The sequence below is a fragment of the Halocatena pleomorpha genome (assembly GCF_003862495.1).
In the GTDB taxonomy this organism is placed as follows: domain Archaea; phylum Halobacteriota; class Halobacteria; order Halobacteriales; family Haloarculaceae; genus Halocatena; species Halocatena pleomorpha.
In genome coordinates this window covers 423,195-434,958 of record NZ_RRCH01000003.1, presented here as the reverse complement: position 1 = coordinate 434,958, position 11,764 = coordinate 423,195, and the positions used below count along the sequence as shown (strand labels likewise).

Here is an 11,764-nt window from a genome sequence, read left to right as displayed (position 1 = left end):
AGCCAGTGATGCCTGACGTTACCCTTGACCAAGAGACAATCGAACAACTCGACGCGCTTCGAGTTGAGGACGAAAGCTACGATGAGATCGTCTCCGAACTCATCAGCATCTATCAGGCGACGGAGCTGACACTTTTTAAAACAGGTGATGAAATATAAAATAGTATTGACTTCTCCTGCGTCCTGAAGGACAGGGGACCGTTAGTCGCCTTCGTCAGGCGGAGCTGTCTCGCCGTTCTCCGTACTAATTGGTCCGGACACCGGTTACGACTGCTGAGTGGGAACACTCGCGTTGTGCCAGCGCGACGGAAAGAGGGAATCATCCCCTGGCCGTCCCATGGTGCCCTAACCGCCACAGCGCGTGTGATGACCCGGGCCGAACCCATATTCCCTTACTAATAATACCTGTGAAGTTATGGGAAAGAGATATGTGACATGATATCTTAGTCATAGATAGATATGTATGACTTGACTGGTTTCCAACGAGACTTGTTATACGTCATTGCAGGTAGCGACGATCCACACGGACTTGCGATCAAAGACGAACTCGAAACGTACTACGAGAAGGAGATTCATCACGGCCGACTGTACCCGAATCTCGACACATTGGTAGAGAAAGGGTTAATCGAGAAGGGCCATCGGGATCGACGGACGAACTACTACACGGTCACGCGCCGGGGTCAGCGCGAGATCGACGCCCGTACCGATTGGCAAGCACAGTACGTTGATCCTGTGGCCTAAAATCCAAACCACTACGAATCATTAATATAGTTTTATTTGTATATTGTATCAGTTACTCCAAATATAGGCGCATATCCCCCCGGTATCTACCGACGTGAACAATGGGCGTTGGTTGATTATAATATCTCAAGATGATAAAATAAAATTAAAAAACCACACGACGTTATTTAGGGAACAGGACCGATAGATTCCGTATTATCACTTATTCTTGGTTAGTTGCGTTGGTGTGATGACATCGACATTCTTCTTTTCAATATAATCGAGGAGTTTCTTGAAGTCTGCTTTCGGCAGCCATCCATCACCGTCACCAATCTCGTGGAAGTAAAGAACAGCGAGCTGGTTGAATTCGGCGGCCATATCGATGATCCGACGGGATCCTCGGATGGATTCCCCGTTTATTCTAGAGATAAATGATGGATTACTCGGATATTTCGCGTTGTTCGGACATCCTCCCTGCAGGTACGCTGTCTCGAACAGCTCATCGATGTTTTTGAGTGCCGCGTTGTTCAGGCGATGGTTCGGGAGAACGAAGTGCTTTGCTCCTTGCTTGAACCCCTGTATCTTGAGGTACTGCTGGACCTGTTGAAGAGCCTGCTTTTGCTGTTCAGCCTTCATTGTTGACAGGGGTTGGCCGTAGTGACCGACGATGTCCCATCCTGCTTTCGACATCTCGCGCATCTGTTGGGAGGTCACGTACTCCTCGGAGTTGACTGCATTCGGAATGACTGCTACCGATCCAGGCCATCCCCGCTCTTTTAACATTGGGAAGGCGTTCTCATAGGTGGTGTAAAATCCGTCATCGAACTGGAGCATCACCTTTCCTTTGTTCCCTTTGGGAACTTTCCGGAGGTCGTCGACTAACACTTTGAACTTCTTACCGTCCTGCCGTGGTCCGACTTGTATCTCGATCTTCGTTACGTTCCCTAGCTTGGGATTCCCTGTTTTGTCCGTGTAGCCGAGATCGAACCGAACCCATCCATCCAGTTCACGCGGGAACTGACGAATCGCAGTAACCATGGCGCTCTCAGCTGGAGCGATGACGTTCACCGCGATCCTCATGCGGGTGTCCTGAAGCTTCAGATTTGGCTTCTTTATTTTCGCTGCCAGCGAGAGATCGTGTTTGGTGAGATCGAGCGCGTTCTCACCGCCTGAATCGGAGAAGAACGTTTTGGTGATCTTGGCGACGTTCTCCCCCCCTTTCGGTTCGAGCGCCACGGACTGGTTCCCTTGAAACACGTCTTTAGTAGTGGTCGATAGCTTGCCTGCAGCGGGTTGCCAATCCTTAACACTACTGAAATCGACGACCGATTGGCCCGGTGCGTTGTTGCCACCGGAGCCGCCACTGCTACCGCCGCTGGTGGTGGTGGTCGCGGTGGTGGTCGCAGTGCCGTTGTCGGTCCCACTAGGATCGGCGGGTTTATTTCCACCTCCTCCCCCCGGAAGAGACGAACACCCAGCTAAGGACACTACCCCAGTGACACCCATCGTCGTGAGAAATGCACGGCGAGTAGATTCTTTTCCCATACGATAAGCTTCCAGCACAACGTACTATATGTTTTGTGAATCACCGATCGTTTACCGTGCTATCGACAGATCCGTGGGTGTCGATTGCTGTTCTGGTGAATAAGCGGCGTGCGAATGTCACTCACACCGACTGACAGCATGTTTCGGTCTGATTGCACTCCGTACAGTGGTTCAACCGCCGAATATCCAAAAAGATCGGTGATGATACTGGGAGGCGACCGAACAACATCGTAAAAGCCATTGCTATCTGTTCCGACACTGAATGAGGTGTCCAAAACGTAATCATTAGAAGTAATAACTCGATCAAATCAGCGTTTGATATTCATTACTCTCGTAATATTGATGTGTCCAGTCGCGGCTCCGCGTGGCAAGAAACGGTGAAACTGTTAGTTCGCACTGGATCAGCTGTCCGGACAATATCGAATCTATAAACTGTTATAATCAGCTAAAATCGTATGCCTTTGCTGGATAACATTCTGACTAGATAGTATCACATCGATATCTGACGCCCCCTCGGCGTCGGTGGAGCTACTTTCGTATGAGTAAACTATTCTACCGGTATAGCTACCGGAACTAGCTCCTATCTGGATGTCGTATGGACAATAGAAATCAGTTCGGATATGTTCAGTATATAGCCACCCACTGACATAGCGTGCTTGGTAATGATAGATGTCATTACAAACGTATGGCCGTAATGGACAAGCGCTCCAGTGTCTTATTTGCGGGAGAGAGCCACAGACAACAGCATCGTCTATAGTTCAGACGATTCAGTATTACTGTTAGGTGTGTGAAAATAAATGTCTTGCAATGTTCTTCACCAGAAAACGAGCGACGCGCTCGGCTTTGAGCCAGCCTCTTGCTCTATCGCAATTCGGGACGAGAAGCCCGCGATGACATGCGATTGCAGGGGGCACGGCGATCCGACACACTGTTGCAGTTCGCGTCGTCACCGGTTGATAGTCTCAAAACGGCCGGTAGACTGTGTGTTGACACCACGAGGGAGGCTACGGTGACCACGATCAGCACTGCTCTGGATGAATGATGACAGGTGGGCGTCCCGCGTCGATCACCACTATACTGGTTATTTTCGCTGCCTATATTGTTCTATAGAACAGAACGTTTATTCGGAAAGACACTAAAGGAGAACGCATGGACGCCAAATATCCGGTGCGGACTACGGAAAAGACGCTTGCTCTGATCGAACAGTTGATGGAGGGCGGTCCCTGTGGTGTGACCGAACTGGCGAGTGATATCGATATGGGAAAGAGCGCTGTGCACAACCATTTGACAACGCTTCAAAAGCACGGCTACGTGCAACAGATCGATGACGAATACCAACTCAGTTTGAAGTTTCTTGAAGTCGGCGGTCGAATTCGTAAGTCAATGGAACTGTACCAAGTGGCCGAGCCTGAAGTGAAGTCACTCGCAGCAGAGACTGGCGAACTCGCCAACATACTCATTGAAGAGCAAGGAATGGGCGTCTATTTGATGCGAGCGAAAGGGGCAGATGCGGTGGATCTCGATACGTACGCTGGTCTTCGGACACGCCTCCACACGACGGCACTCGGAAAGGCGATTCTCGCTTATCTTCCGGAGTCGAGAGTCACAGAAATACTTGATCAGCACGGTCTCCAGCAGAAGACGCCAAAGAGTATCAGCACGCGCGAGGAATTGTTTCAAGCGCTTGATGCTGTCCGCGAGCGTGGGTATGCTATTGACGACGGCGAGCGTCTTGAAGGGCTTCGGTGTCTCGGCGCTCCCGTCAGAACGTCCTCGGGAGAAGTATTAGGGGCGATCAGCGTCTCGGCCCCTGCGAGTCGCGTCAGCGATCAAGACCTCCACGGCGACCTTCCCGAGAAAGTGCTCAGCGCGGCGAACGTCATTGAACTCAATATCAACTACTAGTCTGTTCTGTCATCTTGGACGATTACTGATTTGATCTTCAATCTGTTTTGGACGCTCTCTAACGTAGATGGGTCGAACACGGGCGTTTGGACGCGTTGTCATCACTGTACGGGAGCCACAGCTGTTCTGCATTTCAGAATTGGGTGACGGTGTGTTCCTGCGTTGTCCCCACAGTTTACGTGCCACCGACATGTCTGCGGATACGCGTCGAAACAGCACCGACGGAGGAGACGCAGAATAAGAAGAAACAGCGGATTCCGGATTCAGTAGTTGTCGTAGACGGTTTTCTCGATGGTGTAGAAATCGAGCCCGGCGTCGCCCTGTTCGCGCCACGTTTCCGAGGACGAACGTTTGAACCCACCGAACGGCACGTGGAGTTCGAGACCAGTGGTTTTCTCGTTGACTTTCACGACGCCCGCCTCTGCCTCTTCGACGAACCGGTTGGCTTCAGTGTGATCGTCAGTAACGATACTGGCAGAAAGTCCGTACTCGACGCCGTTAGCCACGTCGAGTCCCTCCTCGAAGTCCTCGACCTGCAACACGGCGACGACGGGACCGAACACCTCTTCTTGGGCGATGCGCATGTCGGGTTCGACATCGGTGAAGACGGTCGGCTCGACAAAGTACCCATCGTCGAGACCCTCCGGAACGCCGCCGCCTGTAGCGAGCGTCGCCCCCTCGCTTTGGGCAACGTCGATGTATTCGAGGGTCGAATCCAGTTCGTCGTCGCTTACCTGCGGACCCATCTCGTGGTCGTCGCCGGGACCGATGTCGATGGTTTCCGCTTGCTCAACCAGTTCCGCAACGAAGTCGTCGTACACGTCTTCGTGGACAATGGCGCGGGAACACGCTGTACAGGACTGTCCCGTGGTTCCGAACCCACCTGAAGCGACGATGTCGGCGGCCTCTGCCGGATCGGCCGACGCGGAGACCACCGTCGGGTTCTTCCCGCCGAGTTCGGTTTGGACGCGTTTTCCGGCGTCGGTCGCTTGGTCGTACACCAACTGGCCGACCTGACTACTGCCAGTGAACGAAACGAGGTCAGTGCCGTCGTTTTCGATGAATTCGGTGCCAACCTCGCTACCGGGACCGGTCACGACGTTGAGAACGCCGTCCGGGAGTCCCGCTTCATCGAGGGCCGCTGCGATTTCGATGACGACGCCAGGGGCCTGTGACGCGGGCTTGAGGACGACGCTGTTGCCCGCAGCGAGCGCGGGCGCGAGCTTCCACGCCGGAATGGCGATCGGGTAGTTCCACGGTGTGATGAGCGCGGCGACACCGACCGGTTCCGTTCGGACGTAGAGATTCGTACTGGGCGCGCTTGCCCCTTTCACCGTCCCGCCGAGATCTGCGGCCTTGGTTGCGAAGTAATAGAAGATGTCGATCGCACGCTGGACCTCACCGGCAGCCTCCGGGCGGGCTTTCCCCTCCTCAGCGATCAGGAGATCGGTTAGCTCCGATTTGCGCTCTTCGAGGAGCGCTCCAGTCGCCCGAAGGATGCGCCCGCGCTCGGGACCGGGAGTGGCTGCCCACTCCGATTGTGCGTCGGCAGCGGCCTCGACTGCCGTCGACGCGTCGGCCGCGGTAGATCGTTGATACTGTGCGATGACCTCACTCGGATCTGCAGGGTTCGTTACGTCGAGCGTCTCTCCCGTCTCGGTTGCAACCCACTCACCGTCGATGTAGTTCTCTCGTGTCTCCACCATTAGATTGGTATTCATGGTTCACTCATACTATTCTTACGGTTTTTTCGAGCGTCGTCGTGCTACCGTCCACTACATTTTTGGCAGTCGCCTCGAACTGCAATACATGTTAGTCGACGACTATCTGCAGAACATGAGAGACCGCGATTGGGAACAGCTGGGATCGGGGACGCTTCGCTTTGCCTTGGTCGGTCTCGGGTGGTGGACGCGCGAGCAGGCGATTCCGGCGATCGAGTCGGCGGCGTTCTGTGAGGCCACTGTTGCGGTCAGCGACAGTCAGGAGAAAGCTGCGGACGTGATGGCTAAAACAGATCGTTTGGAGACAACGATCACCTACGAGGAGTTCGTGAACGGCGAGGCAGCCGAGGAGTACGACGCCGTGTACATCTGTACACCTAATGCCCGGCACTTACCGTACGCGGCAGCGGCAGCCGACCACGGCAAGGCAATCCTCTGTGAGAAACCGATCGAAGCGACCCAAGAACGCGCAACGGAACTCGTCACAACGACACAGGACGTTCCGCTGATGGTCGCCTACCGGATGCAGACCGACCCTCAAGTGCGCCGAATGCGTGAACTCATCGCGGAAGGCGCTATCGGTGATCCGGTGGTCGTCCACGGTCACATGGGTCAGCAGTTGCTTGATACGGTGTCGGAGTCGCCGGATCAGTGGCGACTCGACCCAGAACTCTCCGGGTACGGCGCAACAGTGATGGATCTCGGCATTTACCCCCTCAACACCGCTCGGTTCGTTCTCAATGCTGATCCGGTGAGTGTGACCGCACAGATGCATTCGGAAAACGAAGCGTTTCAAGACGTGCCCGACCAGCACGCCGCGTTTACGATACAGTTCGACGACGGAACGTACGCCGCTTGTACGGCCAGCCAGAACGCGTATCGTTCGGGGCAGTTACGGATCGTCGGCACAGAGGGCGAACTCCGACTCGAACCGACGTTCCTCGGTGAATCGCCCCAACGATTGACGCTCCGGTCATTCGATGGGCGGACGGCGGAGATAGACGATGGCCGTCGTGATGTGTTCGGTGACGAGATGACTGAGGAATTCGACTACTTCGCTGACAGGGTCCTTCGTGATGAGCCGCTCGGTCCCGACGGTGAGCACGCGCTTGTGGATATGCGGACGCTCGCAGCCATTTACGAGGCGGCCGAGACCGGCCACGAGATAGCAATTCAGTGACGCAGCCGTGGCGAGGCTGTGCACCGACAGCTCACGTGGTTGTTGTCCCTTGCTGTTCGAGGATGTCAACGAACTCGTTCGTAAACTCGACTGTCCGTGTCGGTAGTCCGTACCGGTCAGTTTCCATGTCGTACTCTCGGAGCTTCGAAACCGTTTCCTCGGTGTGTGGCAGCGTCGTCACCGTCTCACGGACATCGATTTCGAGGCGCCCCTCGTCGGTGTCCAGCCACGCCTGTGTCCGTTGTTTTTCGTCGTATTCGATGGTGTACGTCTCGCCACCGATCGCGGCCACGATGTCGTCGATCGTTCCGATCTCGATCCGCTCGGTGTCAGTACTGAGAAACAGCGTCTCGTCCGCACACTCCGGCTCGTACCGTGCCATCAATACGGTGTGCACCCGTTCACTAATAGCGTTGTCGCTGTTTGCTCCGGTCGTCGGAAGTCGACGGCGGTGTCAGTTCGGGGGTTCGTTCCGCCGCTGTGCACCTTCTACGGGTTCGCTGTCCCAGTACTCGTGGTCGGGATGTTCTCGGAAGCACGCGGCTTTCCCGTCTCCGTCGTTGATCTCCTGTAGCTCCGGTTGCTCCTTGCGACACACCTCGCGGGCGACGGGACAGCGCGTGTGGAACCGACAACCCGATGGTGGATCGACCGGATCCGGCACGTCGATCTCCCTGATGGGGGGATCGTCGGCTTCCATTGCGTCGAGATCCAAATTCGGCGTCGCCCACCGGAGTACCTCCGTGTACGGATGGCGTGGATCGTGAATGAGCCGCTCAGCCGAGCCGATCTCGACGATCTCACCGAGGTACATCACAGCGATCCGTCCATCACCGTGTTCAGCGAAATACCGCGCGTTCGAGAGATCGTGCGAGATGAACAGGAACGAGGTGTCGAACTCCGATTGTAGTTCGAGCATCAGATCCATGATCTCGATGCGCAACGAGACATCAACTGCGCTGATCGCCTCGTCAGCGAGAATCGCGTTCGGATTCATCAACAACGCCCGGGCGAGGACAACACGCTGTTGCTCACCGCCCGACAACTGGTGTGGATACCGGTCGATGAAATCCTCCGGTGGCGTCATACCGACCCGTTCGAGCAGCGAGTAGATCCGGCTTCGACATTCGTTCGTGCTGGCGTTTGGGTGGGTGTGTCGGAGTGGCTCCGAGAGGATGTCCACGATACGCCGGTTGGGATTGAGCGCGCTGCCCGGATCCTGGTGGATGATTTGGAGTGCTGACCGGATCTCGTCGTGTGAGATCGTGCTGTCGCTCCCGTCTGCCGTCCAGATATCCTGTCCTCGATACTCAACCGAGCCACCGGTCGGGCGCTGCAGTCCGATCATCGTCTTGCCCAACGTCGTTTTCCCGCAGCCACTCTCACCGAGAAGGCAGACGAGATCTTGCTCTTGGATGTCGAGCGAAACATCATCAACTGCTCGGACAGTGTCTGGATCGCCGCTGAACCGCTCAAGCAACCCTTGTTCTTTCGTGAAGTGGACATCGACGTTCGTGAGCGATAGGAGGGGCTGGCCGTCGGTCTTCGATTGCTGTGTATTCGTCGTCCGATCCGCCATATCACTGGCGTCGTACCAGTCGCTCGCCTTTCCGGCGTTGAGAGGGATCTCCTCGCGGGCTTCTTGCCAGTGGTGACACGCCGCTCGGTGGTCGGTGTCGAACTCGTCGAACACGTCGAGTTGTGGGTCTTCGGCCCGACATTTCTCGGTCGCAAGCGAACACCGCGGATGGAACCGACAGCCCGATGGGACGTTCACTGGCGCGGGACCCTCTCCGTCGATGGGTTGCATCTCCACCAACGGCGCGTCGATGTTCGGCGTCGCGTTCAACAGTTTCCGTGTGTAGGGATGGGCTGAGTCACCGATGATCGAATCACGCGGGCCGATCTCAGCGAACTGGAACGCGTAGATGATCGCCATCCGGTCGGCAAGCGACGCGACTAGCGGGAGATCGTGCGTGATGAAGACGATCGTCAGATCGTACATCGATTGGAGATCGTCAAGGAGTTGGAGGATCGATCGCTGCATCAACAGATCGAGCGCGGCCGTCGGCTCGTCCATCACGAGCACCTCCGGATTCAACACCATACTCAGGGCGATCAAGGCGCGCTGTTGCATCCCACCCGAGAGTTCGTGGGGATACGAATCGAGCACTCGATCCGGCTCAAGATAGAGGTTTTCGAGCAGTCCCCGAGCGAAATCGATCCCTTCGGAGACGCTCCTGTCGTGGGTCTTGAGCGTCTCCGTGAAATGGGTCCTGATCTTCATCGTCGGGTTGAACGAACTCATCGCGCCCTGGAACACCATCGACACCTCTTCCCACCGGAACTGGCGAAGCTCTTCGTCGCTCAGCTCCAACACGTCGACGGTCGATCCGTCGTTCCGGTGATAGCGGATCTGTCCGCTGAGCACTCCCGGATCGGGAACGGCATCGAGCAGGGCGGACGCGAACATCGATTTCCCGCTCCCACTCTCGCCAACGATGCCGAGGATCTCGCGTCGATCGATGCTGACACTAGCGTCGTTGAGAACGTACGTTTCTCCATCGTTGTAGGTGACGTTCGCGTCGTCAATTTCGAGGATCGGATCGTCGACGCCCTCGTCCGATGCCGCTCGGTTTCCAGCTGCACTATCTGTAGACATTCACATCATCCCCGTTGTCGTGGTCTCGTTCTCTTCTTCGATCGATTCCGATTCGCCGGTGAGCCGGGTACGGACCTGCGGGTTGAACACCCGGTCGAGTCCTTGGCTTACCAGAATGAGCCCGAACGTAAGCCCGACGATGGCGACGATCGGGACGAGAAGCCAGTGGAACGCCTCCATGGTGAGCAGACCGCCTTTTTCGTACCCATAGTTCAGCGTGACGCCCCAGTTCTGCCCGGTGTACGGTAATACACCGAGGAAGTACAAGCCGACGGCCGCGAAGATGGTGTAGCGCGCGGCGAGCACGAAGTTGACCATCACGTACGGCATGATGTTCGGCAGCACGTCCTTGAGAATGATGCGCGGCGTGCTCGTTCCCATCGTTCTGGCGGCCTCGATGTAGCTCGATTCCCGGATCGAGAGCACCTGCGACCGGATCGAACGCCCCAATCCGGCCCAGTAGTTGATCGTGAGGATCACTCCAAGGAAGATCGGATTTTCCGGTTTTAACGCGACCGCCAGCACAATGACGAGCGGCAGTCCCGGAATCGCCATGAAGAAATCGGAAATCGACGTAATAGCGTTGTCGACGGTTCCGCCTTTGTACCCGGAGATGGTGCCGACGAGGACCGCGATCCCGGTCGCCCACACGCCGCCCGCCAACACCATCAACAGCATGAACGGCGTCGAATCGATGATCAGAGCCAGCAGGTCGACGCCGGACCGTGTCGTTCCCAGCGGGAACTGCATGGTCTCGAAGGGTTTGAGGAGCGGATCGGCCTGATTAGTCCCGGGATTGCGCCAGAGGCCGAACACTTCGACCAGTGCCATTAGTCCGTAGACACTCAGGATGAGGAGACCGATCCGGGTGCGCATATCCGCCCACGCGATGACGGCCGGCTCGTAGACCCAACGACGACCGAACTCGCGTAACCGTTCACGGCGGCTCATCTCCACCGCCGACGCCTCCGACCGCCAGTCGATGTCGTCCGTGGAATCTGCCTCAGTAGCCATCGGTATCACCTGCGCTGATGCGTGGATCAATCAGTCCGTACGTCAGATCCGCAATACACACCGCGACGACGAGTGTGACCGTGATAACCAGGAAACAGCCCATCATCAGCGGATAATCGTTCGCGTTGACGGCATTGATCAGATAGTAACCGAGTCCGGGATAGGAAAAGATCTCTTCGAGGACGACGGTTCCCCCGAGGCGAAACCCGAGCAACAGGAGCAGCCCGGTGTACATCGGAAGGATGGCGTTCTGGGCAACGTATCGGGTCGCGATGCGGCCATCAGAGAGACCGCGCAGCCGAGCGACTTCGACGTACTCTCTGCCGAGCACCTGAATGCTGTTGCTCCGCATGTTGAGCGCCGTCGATCCGATCCCGCCGATGGTGAACGCGATGATCGGAAGAGCGGCGTGGTGTAGAACGCTGGTGAAATATTGGAGGGTAAAGCCTGCTTCGACCGTCCGCGCGACCGCGTTCCCGGTCGGAAAGAGGCGGAGCTGGTATCCGAGGAAAAACAGACCAACCACGGCGAAAATGTAGTACGGCACCGCCATCAGGAAGATCGATCCGCCCGAAAACACAGTGTCAAAAATCGAACCCTCCCAGTACGCTTGAACGGCACCGATCAGCACGCCGATGACGAACATCAGCACCGTCGAGACGACAACAAGAAGCACCGTCCACGGGAGCGCTCGGGCGATGATTTCGAGAACAGGCGTTCCGTAGGATATCGATTCTCCCAAATCCAACTGTACGACACCGACGAGATAATCGAGGTACTGCTGCCACAGCGGCGCGTCGGGCCGAATGTTCTGGAGTGCCTGAATGCGTGCGTCGACCTGTTCGGCCGGAACACCCTGCCGGAGAAGTTGCACTCGCAACTGGGTGAACGGACCACCGGGCAGCAGGCGGATCAAGCCGAAGCTGAGCGTCGCAACCGCGAACACGGTGAGTGGAATCCTGAGTGTGCGTCTGAGATAGTAGTTCATGGTGTCTCGTTATATATGGAACAATTTTAT

At 56.3% G+C, this 11,764-nt stretch carries 10 protein-coding genes; 4 read left to right on the top strand and 6 right to left on the bottom strand.

Annotated elements, in window-relative coordinates; all coding sequences use genetic code 11:
* The first annotated feature begins 8 nt into the window (after positions 1-8).
* Together EIK79_RS17895 and EIK79_RS03195 are read left to right on the top strand one after the other, a co-directional pair.
* Positions 9-158, top strand: coding sequence for a DUF7557 family protein (locus EIK79_RS17895; RefSeq protein WP_185715490.1), 150 nt, complete (start codon positions 9-11; stop codon positions 156-158).
* 300 nt (positions 159-458) lie between these two features.
* Positions 459-740, top strand: coding sequence for a PadR family transcriptional regulator (locus EIK79_RS03195; RefSeq protein ID WP_124953668.1), 282 nt, complete (start codon positions 459-461; stop codon positions 738-740).
* Between the two features lie 198 nt (positions 741-938).
* On the opposite strand, the gene EIK79_RS03190 is transcribed toward EIK79_RS03195, so the two are convergent.
* On the bottom strand, positions 939-2,264 hold the full coding sequence (locus EIK79_RS03190; RefSeq protein ID WP_124953667.1) for a polysaccharide deacetylase family protein: 1,326 nt from the start codon (positions 2,262-2,264) through the stop codon (positions 939-941).
* A 1,149-nt stretch (positions 2,265-3,413) separates the two neighbouring features.
* On the opposite strand from EIK79_RS03190, the gene xacR reads away from it, so the two are divergent.
* The gene (gene xacR / locus EIK79_RS03185) at positions 3,414-4,169 is read left to right on the top strand and encodes an HTH-type transcriptional regulator XacR (RefSeq protein WP_124953666.1); all 756 of its coding nucleotides are present in this window, start codon (positions 3,414-3,416) and stop codon (positions 4,167-4,169) included.
* A gap of 263 nt (positions 4,170-4,432) precedes the next feature.
* Here xacR and xacF read toward each other — a convergent pair whose 3' ends face one another.
* Complete coding sequence (gene xacF, locus EIK79_RS03180) at positions 4,433-5,875, bottom strand: 2,5-dioxovalerate dehydrogenase (RefSeq protein ID WP_124953665.1); 1,443 nt, start codon at positions 5,873-5,875, stop codon at positions 4,433-4,435.
* Between the two features lie 103 nt (positions 5,876-5,978).
* On the opposite strand from xacF, the gene gfo6 reads away from it, so the two are divergent.
* Entirely contained in the window at positions 5,979-7,070 is a 1,092-nt protein-coding gene (gene gfo6 / locus EIK79_RS03175; RefSeq protein WP_124953664.1) for a D-xylose 1-dehydrogenase Gfo6, read from the top strand.
* Between the two features lie 31 nt (positions 7,071-7,101).
* Here gfo6 and EIK79_RS03170 read toward each other — a convergent pair whose 3' ends face one another.
* From EIK79_RS03170 to EIK79_RS03155, 4 genes are all read right to left on the bottom strand, one after another.
* Complete coding sequence (locus EIK79_RS03170; protein WP_124953663.1) at positions 7,102-7,452, bottom strand: hypothetical protein; 351 nt, start codon at positions 7,450-7,452, stop codon at positions 7,102-7,104.
* Between the two features lie 72 nt (positions 7,453-7,524).
* On the bottom strand, positions 7,525-9,732 hold the full coding sequence (locus EIK79_RS03165; RefSeq protein ID WP_124953662.1) for an ABC transporter ATP-binding protein: 2,208 nt from the start codon (positions 9,730-9,732) through the stop codon (positions 7,525-7,527).
* Entirely contained in the window at positions 9,733-10,746 is a 1,014-nt protein-coding gene (locus EIK79_RS03160) for an ABC transporter permease (RefSeq protein ID WP_185715489.1), read from the bottom strand.
* Positions 10,736-11,734: an ABC transporter permease gene (locus tag EIK79_RS03155; RefSeq protein ID WP_124953661.1), complete on the bottom strand. Its 999-nt coding sequence runs from the start codon at positions 11,732-11,734 to the stop codon at positions 10,736-10,738. Before EIK79_RS03155 ends, EIK79_RS03160 begins: the two co-directional genes overlap by 11 nt.
* Between the last annotated feature and the right edge of the window lie 30 nt (positions 11,735-11,764).